The 16,003-nt window shown below is 38.2% G+C and carries 15 protein-coding genes and 1 other annotated feature; of the genes, 3 read left to right on the top strand and 12 right to left on the bottom strand.

Annotated elements, in window-relative coordinates; genetic code table 11:
- Positions 1-6: 6 nt before the first annotated feature.
- The 3 genes from FI644_RS15110 to FI644_RS15100 are packed head-to-tail and all read right to left on the bottom strand — an operon-like array spanning position 7 to position 1,399.
- A complete protein-coding gene (locus tag FI644_RS15110; RefSeq protein WP_053477372.1) occupies positions 7-720 on the bottom strand; it encodes a sulfurtransferase TusA family protein in 714 nt (237 codons plus the stop codon).
- A gap of 24 nt (positions 721-744) precedes the next feature.
- A complete protein-coding gene (locus FI644_RS15105; protein WP_053477373.1) occupies positions 745-1,107 on the bottom strand; it encodes a DsrE family protein in 363 nt (120 codons plus the stop codon).
- A 49-nt stretch (positions 1,108-1,156) separates the two neighbouring features.
- A complete protein-coding gene (locus FI644_RS15100; protein ID WP_053477374.1) occupies positions 1,157-1,399 on the bottom strand; it encodes a sulfurtransferase TusA family protein in 243 nt (80 codons plus the stop codon).
- A 282-nt stretch (positions 1,400-1,681) separates the two neighbouring features.
- Between FI644_RS15100 and FI644_RS15095 the strand changes: the two genes are divergently transcribed.
- Positions 1,682-2,953, top strand: coding sequence for a BaiN/RdsA family NAD(P)/FAD-dependent oxidoreductase (locus FI644_RS15095; RefSeq protein ID WP_053477375.1), 1,272 nt, complete (start codon positions 1,682-1,684; stop codon positions 2,951-2,953).
- Positions 2,954-3,353: 400 nt separating this feature from the next.
- Here FI644_RS15095 and FI644_RS15090 read toward each other — a convergent pair whose 3' ends face one another.
- The gene (locus FI644_RS15090; RefSeq protein WP_053477376.1) at positions 3,354-3,536 is read right to left on the bottom strand and encodes a sporulation protein Cse60; all 183 of its coding nucleotides are present in this window, start codon (positions 3,534-3,536) and stop codon (positions 3,354-3,356) included.
- 285 nt (positions 3,537-3,821) lie between these two features.
- Here FI644_RS15090 and FI644_RS15085 point away from each other — a divergent pair, with 285 nt between their 5' ends.
- Positions 3,822-4,718 carry a selenium metabolism-associated LysR family transcriptional regulator gene (locus FI644_RS15085; RefSeq protein ID WP_053477377.1) on the top strand — a complete coding sequence of 299 codons (897 nt, stop codon included), beginning with the start codon at positions 3,822-3,824 and terminating at the stop codon, positions 4,716-4,718.
- Between the two features lie 56 nt (positions 4,719-4,774).
- Here FI644_RS15085 and FI644_RS15080 read toward each other — a convergent pair whose 3' ends face one another.
- The 5 genes from FI644_RS15080 to FI644_RS15060 all read right to left on the bottom strand — a co-directional run bounded on the left by FI644_RS15080 (position 4,775) and on the right by FI644_RS15060 (position 11,868).
- Positions 4,775-5,092 carry a rhodanese-like domain-containing protein gene (locus FI644_RS15080; RefSeq protein WP_053477378.1) on the bottom strand — a complete coding sequence of 106 codons (318 nt, stop codon included), beginning with the start codon at positions 5,090-5,092 and terminating at the stop codon, positions 4,775-4,777.
- 95 nt (positions 5,093-5,187) lie between these two features.
- Complete coding sequence (leuS, locus tag FI644_RS15075) at positions 5,188-7,605, bottom strand: leucine--tRNA ligase (protein ID WP_053477379.1); 2,418 nt, start codon at positions 7,603-7,605, stop codon at positions 5,188-5,190.
- A 47-nt stretch (positions 7,606-7,652) separates the two neighbouring features.
- Positions 7,653-7,876 (bottom strand) — a binding site (T-box leader).
- A gap of 156 nt (positions 7,877-8,032) precedes the next feature.
- The gene (locus tag FI644_RS15070; protein WP_053477380.1) at positions 8,033-8,809 is read right to left on the bottom strand and encodes a 3-hydroxybutyrate dehydrogenase; all 777 of its coding nucleotides are present in this window, start codon (positions 8,807-8,809) and stop codon (positions 8,033-8,035) included.
- Between the two features lie 48 nt (positions 8,810-8,857).
- Positions 8,858-10,177: a GntP family permease gene (locus tag FI644_RS15065; protein ID WP_053477613.1), complete on the bottom strand. Its 1,320-nt coding sequence runs from the start codon at positions 10,175-10,177 to the stop codon at positions 8,858-8,860.
- A 323-nt stretch (positions 10,178-10,500) separates the two neighbouring features.
- Positions 10,501-11,868, bottom strand: coding sequence for a sigma-54 interaction domain-containing protein (locus tag FI644_RS15060; protein ID WP_053477381.1), 1,368 nt, complete (start codon positions 11,866-11,868; stop codon positions 10,501-10,503).
- Between the two features lie 129 nt (positions 11,869-11,997).
- Here FI644_RS15060 and FI644_RS15055 point away from each other — a divergent pair, with 129 nt between their 5' ends.
- Positions 11,998-12,360, top strand: coding sequence for a hypothetical protein (locus FI644_RS15055; RefSeq protein ID WP_053477382.1), 363 nt, complete (start codon positions 11,998-12,000; stop codon positions 12,358-12,360).
- A gap of 115 nt (positions 12,361-12,475) precedes the next feature.
- On the opposite strand, the gene FI644_RS15050 is transcribed toward FI644_RS15055, so the two are convergent.
- The 3 genes from FI644_RS15050 to FI644_RS15040 all read right to left on the bottom strand — a co-directional run bounded on the left by FI644_RS15050 (position 12,476) and on the right by FI644_RS15040 (position 15,948).
- Entirely contained in the window at positions 12,476-13,657 is a 1,182-nt protein-coding gene (locus tag FI644_RS15050; protein WP_142108588.1) for an MDR family MFS transporter, read from the bottom strand.
- Positions 13,658-13,991: 334 nt separating this feature from the next.
- On the bottom strand, positions 13,992-15,422 hold the full coding sequence (locus tag FI644_RS15045; RefSeq protein WP_053477384.1) for an ammonia-forming cytochrome c nitrite reductase subunit c552: 1,431 nt from the start codon (positions 15,420-15,422) through the stop codon (positions 13,992-13,994).
- Positions 15,415-15,948, bottom strand: coding sequence for a cytochrome c3 family protein (locus tag FI644_RS15040; protein ID WP_231690106.1), 534 nt, complete (start codon positions 15,946-15,948; stop codon positions 15,415-15,417). Before FI644_RS15040 ends, FI644_RS15045 begins: the two co-directional genes overlap by 8 nt.
- Between the last annotated feature and the right edge of the window lie 55 nt (positions 15,949-16,003).

Below are 16,003 nucleotides of genomic sequence, written 5' to 3'. Positions count from 1 at the left end.
TTCCTCCTAATATACAATTGAAAAGGTCAGTTTGATTTCAACTGCTTTTTTCAACGTTTGATAGATAGGTGATTTATTTAAAGTAATTTGCCAAATCTCTTTCAACAAATCTTCATCCGCTGCTGACGATACATAGCATGTACCTGAAATCTGCTGTATGCTCGGACTCCCGTTTTCTTCAATTTCCATATGAGATAAAATATTTTCGATGGAACCTTTAAGCGAAAGCTCGATTTGATCAACAACGACATTCCTTCTAGATGCATGCGCTTTGAAGCCAACTGTTAAGCATGAAGCAAGGGAAGCAATGAAATAATCGATTGAACTAGGAGCATCCACACGAGCACTAAATTCTGCTGGCTGACCTGAGTAAAAATGGTGATTTCTTGCAAATACTTTAGCCTTTAAATCCTTCTCCCCTTGCACACGAACATTCCATTTGTACCCTTTCGCAGCCGCAAGATCGCTCTCTAATGCTGATTTGCTTTGACCTTTTCGTACAAAATACCTAACCGTATTCTCACCTGGTTCTGATCCGATAAATTCATGCTTGACCATTCGGCACCATGCTGGTAAATCATCAGCAACCGTTCTTTCTCTGCTTCTAATTTCCAAAACTTGTCCGGGATCAAGAGGACTCATACTCTTATTAATAATTAATAACAAACCTGACCCGCAATCAAGGTCTCCACCATCGCAAACGGCATGAGGATTTAACATGAGAGCTGCCCCCTAACGGAAAAATTAATATGTAATCGAAGCTGCACCTTGTGTTAGGAATTCTACTAATCTAGCTCCTCCGACGATTGTTGCTCCTTCTATTAAATTATCCTCTGATAGCCCTCTCTTTTTGTAACAAGGACTGCATACCCAAATGATTCCTCCCGCTTCAACAAATTGATCCATTAATTGCTTTAATGGCGCAAAGCCTTCTTCATGAATATCTTCTGCATATCCCTTTTCAGCTAGAAATGCACCTTCAACATTTAAAAAGACAACTGTTTCCTGACCAGATGCAACGGCAGCATTGGCTACTACAAACCCAACCGTTGCTTTATCTGTATCATTTTTAGCACTTGTAATACTCACTGCGAATTTTCCTGACATGATGATTCCTCCCAAAATTTAGTTTACTAGATTAGATAATTGGTCTAAGCTACTTTCCTTTTTTAATAAAATAATGGCTGATATTCCCTTCATCGAGACGGTTTATCAATGTATGGTGCTGCATTCGGCACCATGCAGGCAAATCTTCACGTGCACCAGGGTCATACGAGATCACTTTAATGATTTCCCCCTCTGCCATTTTCCTCATCGTAAGGAATAAATTCATTATTAGCTCTCCACACCCAGTCGGGCCGGCATCATAAGTGACATCTACTGAAATGTGACTTTCCATTTGACACCACCTTTTTATACGATTAATGATAAAAAAGAAGAAAATAGACTTGGAACCTCTAATAAATAAAAGCGCTTTCCTCCCAATTATAATGAATACGTTTTACAAAATAAATTCAATCTATCTATAGTATCGATGAATATGTATCGTCTTTTCGAATAGATAGAGAATCATTCTAATTAGTAAAGTTCAAACTCAAGAAATTTTGTGCATATTATGTATTTCATTACGAATCGTTTATAATTGTTAAGTAAATTAAGGATGAAATAAGTTGGTGACGAAATGAAGTATGATGTAATAGTGATTGGCGGAGGCCCTTCAGGTTTGATGGCAGCCATTGGCGCGGCTGAAAACAAAGCAAAAGTTCTCCTTATTGATAAAGGGGACAAGCTAGGAAGAAAGCTTGCCATTTCAGGCGGGGGAAGGTGCAATGTCACGAACAGGCTGCCTGTTGATGAAATTATTAAGCATATCCCAGGAAATGGCCGTTTTTTGTACAGTGCCTTTTCACTTTTCAGCAATGAGGATATTATTAAGTTTTTTGAGAAACTTGGGATTCAACTCAAAGAAGAAGATCACGGGAGAATGTTTCCTGTTACAGATAAGGCACAATCGGTTGTAGATGCCTTGCTTTCGAGATTAAAAGATTTAAGGGTAGATATTAAAACGAACAGCCCGATTAACGATGTTCATTATAAGAACGGAAAAGTCCATTCCGTCGAACTGAAGAATGGACAAGTGTACGAGGCTGATTCTGTTGTCATTGCTGTCGGAGGAAAGTCTGTGCCACATACAGGATCTACTGGAGATGGGTATGCATGGGCGAAAAAGGGCGGTCATACGGTAACGGATTTATTTCCAACGGAAGTTCCAGTCACATCCGCAGAACCTTTTATTAAAGAGAAAACTTTGCAAGGTTTATCTTTGAGAAATGTAGCGCTTAGTGTATTGAATCCGAAAGGAAAGCCTTTGATTACACATAGGATGGATATGATTTTCACCCACTTTGGTGTCAGTGGTCCAGCCGTTTTACGTTGCAGCCAATTTGTCGTCAAGGCAATGAAAAAGTGGGACTTACGTGAGGTTACTATGAGTCTTGATGCCATCCCTGATAAAAAAGAAGAACCGTTACTACAAGAAATATATAAGCTTATTAAAGATGAACCAAAGAAAAGCATTAAAAACCTGTTAAAAGGCTTTTTGCCTGAAAGATATTTATTGTTCCTTCTTGAGCAATGTGAAATAGATCCTCCCACTCAAGGTGCAATGATTTCAAACGAAAAGCTGCGAAGTTTTGTAAGCAGCTGTAAGAAGTTTCAATTTCATGTCAATGGAACACTGCCATTAGATAAAGCGTTTGTTACTGGCGGGGGTGTTTCTGTTAAAGAGATTGAGCCGCAAACAATGGCATCTAAATTAATGGATGGATTGTTTTTCTGTGGGGAAATTCTTGATATCCATGGCTACACAGGCGGATATAATATCACCTCTGCACTTGTCACGGGAAGGCTTGCAGGAATAAATGCAGCCTTAGCAGCGCGGAGCCAAAAATAAATGTAGCGATTGCACAGAAGTATTTACAAGAATGATGATTTTTGCGGTCACATAAAAATTTTATGTGACCTCTTTTTATATTAATTACCATACTCGGGCACGTATATCTTTTTATGTGACCTCTTTTTGCATTAATTACCACATTCGGGCACGTATATCTTTTTATGTGACCTTTTTTTACATTAATTTCCATATTCGGGCACGTATATCTTTTTATGTGGACCTCTTTTTGCATTAATTACCGCATTCGGGCACGTATATCTTTTTATGTGGACCTCTTTTTGCATTAATTACCATATTCGAGCACGTAAATCTTTTCACGTGACTTCTTTTTGCAAAAATACCCATTTTAGGACACACCCCAAAAAATTAAAGATCACAAAAAGTGACCGCAACCCATTCAGGCTCGATAAATAATCATTGCTGAAAAACAGTAAATCTGTTCATCTTCATCCTCATGAACAGCGGCTACATTATATTTAATATCGAGCAGCTTTTTCTCTTCTATTTTCTGTAAAAAACGATTCATTTCCAACTCGAGATCTTTCTCATGCTCTTGATCAAATAATTTAACCTGAATCAAAGACCCCTCACCCTTTCTAGCGTTTTAGAATCATTATTAACAGAATAGTCTATATTTAGTCGTTTAAGATTCTGCAAGAACCTAATAAACGTTAGTAAATGTTCCTTTCCAATTCTCTCTTCCTATTATTAATCATTTTTCCTCTATTTCGTATAAAGTTTTTAATTTTGGACAAAACTCCACACCCCTATCTTAGATAGAAATGGTATTCTTATATAAATACAATTAATTGATATCATATATAGTATTCAATCGATATTATCAATGAGATTGGAGGTGCAGAAAATGGATATGCACCAATTATTTGTTTTTACAAAGGTTGTCGAGCATAAAAATTTTTCGAAAGCTGCCGATGACGTTTTTTTAAGTCAATCGACAGTTAGTTCACATATTAAGGCATTAGAGAAAAGTTTAAACCTTAAGCTTTTTGACCGGGATGGAAGAGATACAATACTAACACCGCATGGGGAACAATTACATCATTGGGCACAAAAAATTTTACTATTAAAAGATGAGGCATTGCTTGATCTAAAGAGGGAAATGATGGACTTTCGCGGAATTGTAAAAATCGCGACAAGCTCTGTTCCTGGCTCCTTTATCATTCCAAATATAATCAAACATTTCAATCATGTTCATCCGAATATTTCTTTTCATATCTCAGAATCCTCATCAAAAAAGGTCGTAGAACATGTCCTCAATCGATCTGTTGATATTGGAATCCTAGGAGAAAAATATGAGAATGATAAGCTTTGCTACCTTCCTCTTCAAAAAGAAAAATTAGTATTAATTACTTCAAATGAACAGGAATTTAATGGCCCTGTTTCTTTAGAGGAAATCATTAAGTATCCGCTGATTATGAGAAGCTCAGATTCTGGTACAAGGTCATTAATAAATAAGTTTTTAGAAAAGAAAAAGATTTCAAAGGAACATTTACACACTGTTGTCCATACAGATTCTGGCAATAGTTTAATCCAGTTTGTTAAACAAAATATAGGAATCTCCATTATTTCAGAAATAGCTGCACAAGAATTTGCTTCTGCCAATTTAATTCATATGTATGAAATTAAGGACTTTCATGATGAAAGGTTTTTTTATCTTGTTTATCATAAAAACAAAACTTTATCATTAGCTGCAAAACTATTTATTGAGAATTTGAAAAGCTTAGAAAAGAATTCTGTTTAAGCAAAAAAACAGACAGCTTTATACCTAGCTGTCTGCTCTTTTATTATGTCGTCGGCTTACTTTTCAGGCTTTACAGTTTCCCCAGACCAATTTAGCATGCCGCCAATCATATTTCTAACCTTGAAGCCTTGATCTTGCATGTAATAACAGACGTTCTCGCTTCTTCCGCCGGATCGGCAAATAAAAATGTATTCCTTGTCTTTATCAAAGTAATCCAGGTTTTCTGGAATGGTCATCATGCGGATATGTTTAGCACCAGGTATTATCCCTTGTGCTACCTCTTCATCTTCTCTTACATCTACAAGCTCCAGCTTTTCACCTGCATCTATTTTTTCCTCTAATTCATCTGTTGTAATGATTTCGATTGATTCCATTGAAAAAATCCCTTCTAAATTTAATTATCTCCCTATTGTAAAAAACATCCTCCGAAAACACAATCGGAGGATGCTGAATAGTTGCCCTTGCTTTTTTAATTAGCCACTATATTAACTAACTTTCCAGGTACTGCAATAACTTTACGAATGGTTTTCCCATCAATTTGCTCTTTCACTTTGTCATCGTCCATGGCGATTTTTTCAAGTGCATCTTTTTGGGCATCAGATGGAACACGAAGCTTTGCCTTTACTTTGCCGTTAATCTGAATAACAATTTCAACTTCATCATCCACTAGTTTCGCTTCATCAAATGCTGGCCATGCTTCATAAGCAATTGTTCCGCTATGGCCAAGTTTTTCCCATAGTTCTTCTGCCACGTGTGGTGTGATTGGTGATAGCATTTTTACAAACCCTTCTATAAAATGCTTCGGAAGAACTGTTGATTTATACGCTTCATTAATAAAGACCATTAACTGTGAAATCGCTGTATTAAAACGTAATCCTTCATAATCCTCTGTCACCTTTTTCACCGTTTGATGATAGATCTTCTCTAAGTCACCAGCATCTTCAACTACTTGGATTTTCGGATTTAACTCGCCATTCTCCTCAACCAATAAACGCCAAACACGGTCTAAGAATCTTCTGGATCCATCTAATCCATTTGTTGACCAAGCAATCGAAGCATCTAATGGTCCCATGAACATTTCATATAAGCGAAGCGTATCAGCGCCGTGGCTGTCAATAATATCGTCAGGGTTTACAACATTCCCTTTTGACTTACTCATTTTTTCATTACCTTCACCAAGAATCATCCCTTGGTTAAATAACTTTTGGAAAGGCTCCTTCGTATGAACCACACCGATATCATATAGAACCTTGTGCCAGAAGCGTGCATATAAAAGGTGAAGCACCGCATGCTCTGCTCCGCCGATATAAATATCAACCGGAAGCCATTCCTTTAGTTTTTCTGCATCTGCAAGTGCTTCTGGATTTTTCGGATCGATATAGCGTAAATAATACCAGCAGCTACCTGCCCATTGCGGCATTGTATTCGTTTCCCTGCGGCCCTTTTTGCCAGTTTCCGGATCAACAACATTTACCCACTCTTCAATATTCGCAAGTGGAGATTCCCCTGTACCAGAAGGCTTAATTTCTGTTGTCTTTGGAAGGATTAATGGAAGCTGGTCTTCAGGAACAGCTGACGAAGTGCCGTCCTCCCAATGAATGATAGGAATCGGTTCACCCCAGTAACGCTGGCGGCTAAATAGCCAATCGCGAAGACGATAAGTTACCTTCTTCGTACCGATTTCCTTTTCTTCAAGCCACGCAATCATCTTTTCAATTGCATCTTCCTTGTTCATTCCATTCAAGAAGCCTGAGTTTACATGCTCACCATCACCTGTGTATGCCTCTTTTTGAACATCTCCACCGGCAACCACCTCAATAATTGGAAGGTCAAATTGCTTTGCGAACTCATAATCACGCTCATCATGTCCTGGTACTGCCATGATTGCACCTGTTCCGTAGCTAGCTAATACATAATCAGCGATCCAAATTGGCATCTTCTCACCATTTACTGGATTTACTGCATAGGCACCAGTGAAAACACCTGTCTTTTCTTTTGCCAAATCTGTTCTTTCAAGATCACTTTTGCTTTGGATTTTTTCAATATAAGCATCAACAGCTTCTCTCTGGCCATCTGTTGTAATTGTATTGACTAAAGCATGCTCTGGAGCTAGCACCGCATATGTTGCACCAAAAAGAGTATCTGGGCGAGTTGTAAATACAGTGAATGTTCCTTCGTGTCCTTCAATTTGGAAAGTCACTTCTGCGCCTTCTGAGCGTCCAATCCAGTTGCGCTGCATATCCTTAAGGCTTTCTGGCCAATCCAATAAATCTAGGTCTTCAAGTAAGCGGTCAGCATACGCTGTAATTTTCAACATCCACTGTCTCATTGGTTTACGAACAACTGGATGTCCGCCGCGCTCACTTTTTCCATCAATTACTTCTTCATTGGCAAGTACGGTACCAAGTGCTGGGCACCAGTTAACCGCTACTTCATCAATATAAGCAAGCCCTTTTTCATAAAGCTTTAAGAAAATCCATTGTGTCCATTTGTAATATTCCGGATCAGTCGTATTCACTTCGCGATCCCAGTCATATGAAAAACCTAATGCTTTAATTTGACGGCGGAAAGTATTAATATTTTGCGCCGTAAATTCAGCCGGATCATTGCCTGTATCTAATGCATACTGCTCAGCTGGCAACCCAAATGCATCCCATCCCATTGGATGAAGAACATTAAAGCCCTGCATCCGCTTCATGCGGGAAAGAATATCTGTTGCTGTATAGCCTTCCGGGTGTCCTACATGAAGACCTGCACCGGATGGGTATGGAAACATATCTAGTGCGTAGAATTTATTTTTCCCTTTATCTTCACTCGTCTTAAAGGTTTTATTGTCTTCCCAGACGGTTTGCCACTTCTTTTCAATCTTCTGGTGATTGAAGCTCATTGTCTTTTCCTCCCTAAAATAAGTAATAAAAAAACCTCTCATCCCAAAATAGGGACGAGAGGATTATGTATGAATCTCCCGCGGTACCACCCACATTAATGACAAAAGTCATTCGCTTCATTCATCCTTAACGCGGAAAACGGCAAGCATTACTACTACTTCACACTTGCTGCTCAAAGGCGAGTTCATGATGGCTTCCTGCTGACTTGCACCTACCGTCAGCTCTCTAAAAGGATTCAACACCACTACTGCTCCTTATCGTGGCAGATAGTTAATATTTTATTGCTATTGTATAAAATTTCCCGCCAAGATGCAAGGGGGCTCATCCTGACGGGAAGTGTAATAGATAGTGTATGCTTAGAAATGAGAAGGTGTTCCTTTAATCATATATTAAAATGAGGACAGTAAATAACTGTCCTCTTATACCTTACTGAACTGTATATCCCCCATCAATAACAATTGCCTGCCCTGTAATACCTCTTGCGGATTCCCCCGACAAGAATATAGCATAGTCAGCAATCTCTTCAACAGTTAACAGCCTTCTTTGTGGAACTAACGGGAAGATGACTTCTTCAAGCGCCTTTTCAATTGGTATATTCCTTATTGCTGCAAGATCGCTAAGCTGATTTCGAACAAGAGGTGTGTCAATATAGCCAGGACACAAGGCATTGATAGTAATTCCTTGCTCAGCAGTTTCTAATGCGGCTACTTTTGTTAACCCAATCACCCCATGCTTCGCACTATTATAGGCTGCCTTCCCAGCAAAGCCTATTAATCCATTAATCGATGCCATATTAATGATCCGTCCAAACTGCTGTTGCTTCATTATTGGTAAGACATGTTTCATTGCAATAAATGGAGCCGTCAGCATAACTTTAATAAGGAATTCGAACTTTTCTGTTGGAAAATCTTCAATCAGCGATACATGCTGAAGCCCTGCATTGTTTATAAGAACATCCAGGCTTCCAAAATGCCGAACTGTTTCTTGTATACAACATTCCATTTCTTTTTCTGAAGTAACATCACATTTTAATCCGATCGCTTCGTAGCCTTCATCCTGCAATTTTCCAGCAGCTAGTTTCACAGATTCTTCTTGGATATCTGTTAAGACAATTGCTGCCCCATTCCCTGCAAACCTTTTTCCAATCTCATAACCAATGCCTTGTGCCGCTCCGGTTATAAAAACTACCTTTGTCTGAACCATAAATAAACTCCTTTCGAAAAACGATGCTAAAAATAGAAACTCCTAGACTTAGATACCAAGTCCGAAAGAGAATAGTATAATTGCAAGAACAACGCCTATCGCTGGTACGATAACTGTGAGAGCTCCAACTGCACCATAGGCATCCTGATGGCTTTCTCCACAAATGGAACGAACCGTTGTCACAACATATCCATTATGAGGCAGTGAATCCAGTGCACCGGACGAAATCGCAGCGACTCTGTGAAGCGCTTCCGGATTTACCCCCATATCCATATAATGTGGTGCTAATAGCGGAAGTGCGATGACCTGTCCTCCAGAGGCAGATCCAGTCATTCCTGCAATTACACTCACGGCGATTGCTGCCCCAATTAGCGGACTTCCGGGGATGTTGGTCATAAAATCCACTGCTGTTTCAAACGCAGGTACTGCCTTAGCCACACCGCCAAAACCAACAACTGCTGCTGTATTTCCAATTGCGATTAATGCTCCTAGCGTTCCCTCAGAAACAGCATTCCAGAAGTCTTTGAAATACCTGCGATTTAGTAGATAGGTTGCAATTACCCCGCCTAATAAAGCAATGATTAACGCCGATTGCTTAAGAGAATCATGGAAAATGAATGAAATAATGAGTACTACAATTAATGGGATTGCCCCCATAAGCGGGTTTGGCAAGTTTTTATCTACTGTCACAGGATCTTTTTCTCTTGCTACAAATGTTTCTCCTCTTTGTACTGCTTTAGTAATCATTCTCTTCAGCCACCAATAGCCAAAAATCATCATAAAGACCGCAACAATTATACTAACTTCCAGACCGGCATATGGCGTTGTACCAAGATATTCAATTGGAATCCAGTTTTGAATTTCTGGGGACCCAGCAGAGGTCATCGTAAATGTGACCGATCCGAAGGCAAGTGCAGCTGGAATAAATCTTCTCGGCAAGTTTGCTTGCTTAAATAAGCTTAATGCCATTGGATAAACTGAAAAGGCAACAACGAATAAGCTGACACCGCCATAGGTTAAAAAGGCACAGGAAACGACAATGGCCAGAACCGCATACTTCATTCCAAGCTTATCAACAATCAGCTTGGAAACACTATCCGCTGCTCCGCTATCCTCCATTACTTTTCCAAAAATAGCACCTAATAAAAACATTAAATACCAAGAGGTAACAAACCCCGAGAACCCTGACATATAATTGCCAACCAGATTTGCCTCTCCCTCCCCAGCCAGCTGCGGAAATAACGGCATCCCGCTAAATACGGCAACAAATATGGCTGACAATGGACCTACGACAAGAAGGTTCATTCCGCGCATTGTTAAAAATATTAATAATGCCAATCCACCGATTAATCCGATCATGCTAAGCATTTTTTGTTCCTCCTTTTTTGTGAGTTTGATGCTTACATTCACTGCATACTTTTTTGCCTTTATTTCAGCCCCCTTTTTGTAAACGATTACATTTTGAAATAACTTTCTGGCAAGGTTCAAAATGTTCCTCCTTCTGGTTTATTGCAAGTAGCGTGCCAAAAATAAAAACTATATGGAACAATCATATTTGAAAATTTTGTGAACTTTTTTCCAGAAAACTGGACTTCGAGTGATTAATATTTTAATTAGTTTCATAGAAGCCCATGTTGATTGAAGAGGAAAAAGAAAGTCCAGAATTCTGGAACACCTTCCAAAATTCTGGACTACGAATGATCAATCCCATATTTTTTCAATTTTTCATAAAGTGATGATTTACTAATCCCCAGAGCCTTTGCTGCTTCAAGTTTATTGTTATTGTATTTTGCCAGGCTTTGAAGTAATATTCGCCTTTCCGTCTCTTCGATGATTTCCTTTAATTTCTTTTTACCTACAGGAAAAAGCGAGGATTCCTTCAAATAATCTGGAAGGGATTCCAATGTAATCACTTCATTGTTTGTCAGATGAATAGCTGCTTCAATGACATTCTCCAGTTCTCTAATATTGCCTGGCCAGCTATATTGCTGAAACCTTTCAATAACATCCTCGTCTATGGACATAATTCTTTTTCCTGACTTCTTCGTAATTTTTTTTATAAAATAATCCATTAAAATAGGAACATCTTCCATTCGCTCACGCAAAGGGGGAATCATGAATGGCACAACATTTATTCGATAAAACAAATCTTCTCTGAATCTTTTCTCTTCCATCATCTTTTCAAGCGGGCGATTCGTAGCAGCAATAATTCTTACATCAATATGAACAGGTTCAGTTGATCCTACACTCTCCACTTCCCCCTCCTGTAAAGCTCTTAATAGCTTTACTTGCATATTGATTGGCATATCACCAATTTCATCTAAAAATAATGTCCCTCCATCTGCTAATTGAAACTTTCCCTTCTTTCCTCCTTTTCTAGCTCCAGTAAAAGCACCTTCCTCATAACCAAATAATTCTGATTCCAAAAGATGCTCTGGAATGGCTCCACAATTTATCTTCACAAAAGGCTGATGACTTCTGTTGCTTAATTGATGAATACTATGGGCAAATAATTCCTTTCCTGTCCCGCTTTCTCCGCGAATTAAAACAGATATGTCACTTGCAGCAATCATCTTTACTTTATCTTTTAAGCTCTGAATTTGCTTCGAATTGCCAAGAAGATCATCTAAGCTATATTTCACACTGCGGTCAATGTCTTGTATATAGCTTTGAATTTTCGTCAGCATACTTTTTACATGACTGTTCATTTTCATCCATTCCTTTGTATCCCGAAAAAAAACAGTACCAAATGCGCCAACCACAAAATTATTTGAAACAATTGGAATTCGATTAGCAATCATATAGTTTCCTCTTATGTACTGGAGATCTGCAATTTCTTCTTTTCCCGTTGCAGCAACGATATGCATCCGTGAGTTTTCTATTACCTTGGAAACATGTACACCAATCACTGTATCTCGCTCTACTTCTAGAAAATCACAATAATTTTTATTTATATAAATGATCTTGCCCTCTTTATCAACAACGACAAGCCAGCCAAAAGCATTTTCCACAATGGTCTCTACAATATCAATTGGTATATCTAATAACGCACTTCTCATCCAAATCCCCTTATCAAAAATAATTTCTTACTATATTATCATACTTTTCCGATAATTTATCGTTAAGAAGTATTTACTGGCCATTTTTTGCCCATAACAATAGTAATCAAATCAATGGGGTGAATTTAAATGAAGGGAATTTATATAATCAATGAGCTATGGCAAGCTGAAGACCTTACTAGAGAGCAGAGTATTGAGGTACAGAAACATGCTTTGCAAACTTATTTAAATGAACACCATATTTCTGCGATAAAGCTTAACCCTTTGCAAATAAAAGATTACTATACCATTCCGCATGCACTTTTGTATGACTTAAAACAGCATTCTGGTGTTCATTTGGATTATCTAGTCATTTTTTCCGAAGAAGCAATTTCAAGATTTCTTCATTCCTATCCAGCAAGGTGGATACGAATAAAGAGCTATTTCAATGAAGTGCTATTTGTACAACAGCATTTCAACAAAAAAACATATAACTTCTTTAATTACCGCTGAATTGCTTTTTTCTCTTTTTTGAGAATCATAGGCTTCTTTGAACTTTATCAGTTCTACTTTCCCAAAATAAAAAAAGCAGCGGACTCCTTCTGTTGAAATCCGCTGCTTTCATATATTAAGACGCATGTGCCAATTGCTTCTTTTCTTTAATTTTCCGATCATAAATCAAAGTAGTAAAAATTGATATGACAAGAAGAATAATGAGAACTGTAAATAACATGGAAGTTCCGTAAACATCGACTAAAACCCCTCCAAGCAATGGTCCTATCATTCTTCCCCCAGTTGCTGTACTGTTTACGATCCCTTGATAAAAGCCGTCTCTTCCCTTTGGTGCCAAATCATTAGCAACTGTTGGGACGGCTGGCCAAATAAACATTTCACCAATCGTTAAAATAATCATTGCTGTAAGAAAGATTGGGAACTCTTTTGCCCCTGCTGTCAGTGCAAATGAACCTATAAAAATAATAATTCCTATATTAATTTGTGTTTTGAGTGACTTAATTCGCTTCACAAAGATATTGACTAGCGGCTGACCAAGTACGATCAATGCGCCATTAACTGTCCAAAGGAAGCTATATTGTTTTAATGTAATATTTAACTCCTGTGTGAAAGCTGCGATTGTCGTCTGCCACTGAACATATCCAACCCAACACAGTAAATACCCAAGACAAAGAATTAATAAGGCATATAATTTTGTATGGTTTTTTACACCGGTATTTTCTTTTAAAACGGAACTTTGTGAAACTGAAATGGTATTAATCTTTCGATAACCTAAAACGGCAATAAGAAGAAAGATTACATACATAAGTGTATTCGCTAAAAAGATCAGCTGAAAGGAATAAGAAGCAACAAACCCTCCAAGTGCAGCACCTACTGCAACCCCTAAATTTTGCGCGACATACATCGCATTAAAGGCTTTTCTTCCTCCTTCTTTCCAAACAGAGCCTGCCATCGCAAACATCGATGGAAAGACAATTCCTGCTCCAAAACCAGCAATCGTTAAAAAGATAACATACATTGGCCAGCCATGCCAAAAGGTTAAACCAATTAGGGAGAATAACGAGATTCCAATTCCGAGCAGGACAGATTTATAACCGCCAATTTTATCAAAAAGTGCTCCTCCAAATAAATTTCCGACAACAGTCGCTCCAGAGTTTAACATAAGCACAATTCCTGCTACTGACAATGATTTTCCAAGATGGTCGTGAATGTAAATGGTGTTTAAAGGCCATAAAAAAGAAGAGCCTGTTACATTCACTGCCATCCCAATAACTAAAAGCCATAAAACACGTGGCATGAAAAAGAACGCTCCTTTCATAGAAAGACTAAAAAGCGCCTTAATTAGGTCGCTTTCACCAAGATAATTCTATCTTAAAATTTGTTCATTATTCTTTTATATGTGAACTTAAAATTCTCTTTATTTCGTATTCCAAAGTAAATTTTATTTCTTTTTTATTGTCCTTGCAATAAGTATTTCGCCTGCTATTTAAATATAAAAATTCAGAAAACTTCAATTGTGAATTATTTAGAAAATGGAGTGAGTTAATTGACACTTATTCAACATTTTGACACAATAAAGAAAACACCGTACAAACTTAATTGTACAGTGTTTTCATAGCTTACTTTATTCTCTATTTTGGAGGAGGCTGCTGAGCAGGAAAGTAGCTGTTGGTCGCATGCACTTTCTTTTTAGCATTATCTTTTTCTTCAGAAACAGCCTTCTTCACTTTTTCAATCTCTTCTTTTAATTCTTCGATATTGACACCTTTTTTAACAAGCTCTTCAGTAGCAATTTGGATCGCTTTATTCGATTCATCACTTGAAACTCTTAAAGCTTTCATTCCACCTTGCGGGTTATGGAAACCTGCTCCACTTTCGGCAGCGACAATATCCCAGAACCATTGCCCTTTACGGATATGTTCTTGAGCTTCTTTTATTTTCTCTTCACTTACCCCGGAAGTAATCATTTTATTTACATAATAATGCGAACTTATTGAGATATCCTCTGCTTTATGCAAACCTTCCATATGTGTATCTTGAATTTCAGCTACACGCTTTTCCAGATCTTCAAGTTCACGGTCACTATGGCATGTAGCACATGACTGATCCATTGTTTTAAGTGGTGATTGCCACCAGTGAGAACTGATTTTCTTCTTGCCGTCTACACGTTCATATGGCATATGGCAGTCAGCACATGTGACGCCTGCCTGTCCGTGAGGTCCTTCTATATGTGTCTCAAAATCCGGATGCTGTGCTTTTACGATTGGCGTTCCAGATACATTATGAATAAAGTCTTGTTTAAACCCATTCTCTTTGGCTGTTGTTTCATAATATTGATACATGTCTTCCGGTTTAAATCCATTTTCCCATGGGAAAGTTACTTCACTATTTTCTGCTGCAAAATGGTACTCCACATGGCATTGTGCACAAACATAGTTTCTCATATCATTCTTTGTTGCTTTGGAAGTATCAATTCCTTGCGCTTCCATTCCTTTAGTAAAGCTTGGACGAGTAATGCGAAGATCCATTGTTTCTGGATCATGACAGTCTGAACACCCAATAGGGGAATGGCCCATAGACTCTGCCTTTGGCCAAATGACATCATTGAAGCTACTTCCCCAATAGTCATCGCCCATTTCTTCAATCATATGTGGAACTGCGGTCGATTTACATGTTAAACAGGAACCGATAGATTTGTCAGTTATCCGAGCTGTTGTACGTATATCCTCGTTCGCATAAATATGCCCGCGGTCTTCATTATAGTCTGTTGCAAATCCATACCCATTAAAAAGAACAGGCAAATATGGTTCTTTATCCGGATCGAACTTACTACGTTTGACTGATCCGCTATATTTTGTATCCTTTGTATCCTCTGCATTTTTCTGATAACTGTCATATTGAAGCGGGAATAAATCTTTAAACGCCTCATTGCTGATTTCATCTTTTGATAATCCAGTCTTCGCATCTTCTGCAGCAGTCGTGGCATCAGAGCTTGAACAGCCTGTAATTATCAGTATGACAGCAGCCAGGGAAAGTAATAACCATCGATAAGTCCTAGCCATTGTTCATCGTACCTCCTTTGTTTTCTAAAAGCTCACCTGATTTAGGCGGTTTAAAATAATCTTCTGTTTTAAAGCCATTGCCATGCGGGATTGCCTGATGGCAGCTTGAACAGCTGTCCTTTGCGTCGTGAGAAACATTATCCAATGTACTCTCATGGCAATCAATACAGTTCTGATTAATAGCATCAGTTGACCCTTCTGTTGCTATTAACACATTTGGAATCTTTTCAGCTCCTAACGTGTTGTAATATACGTGACCAAGGCCAGACTTTGCTTTAAATACGAGCTTATTCGCTAACGTATCATGAGGCAAGTGGCAGTCACTGCATGCAAGAGTCGCATGAGTCGAATCTGCAAAGGTATCATGTGCACTTGTCATGATGTGACAGCTTTGACAGAATTCAGGCGAGTCTGTATAAGCAAAAGTTTTCACCGTAACAACTGAAAGAACGATCCCTGCAAATAATCCAATAAATATTAATAATCTCTTATCAATGGCCAATAACTTTTTAAGCATTTTTCTCATCTTTTTCACCTCCTCTAAAAAATAATGCAAAAGCATATATTAAAATGCTGATTTA

The organism is Cytobacillus solani (genome assembly GCF_006704205.1).
Classification (GTDB): Bacteria; Bacillota; Bacilli; order Bacillales; family Cytobacillaceae; genus Cytobacillus; species Cytobacillus solani.
This window is presented reverse-complemented; position numbering and strand designations above follow the sequence as displayed.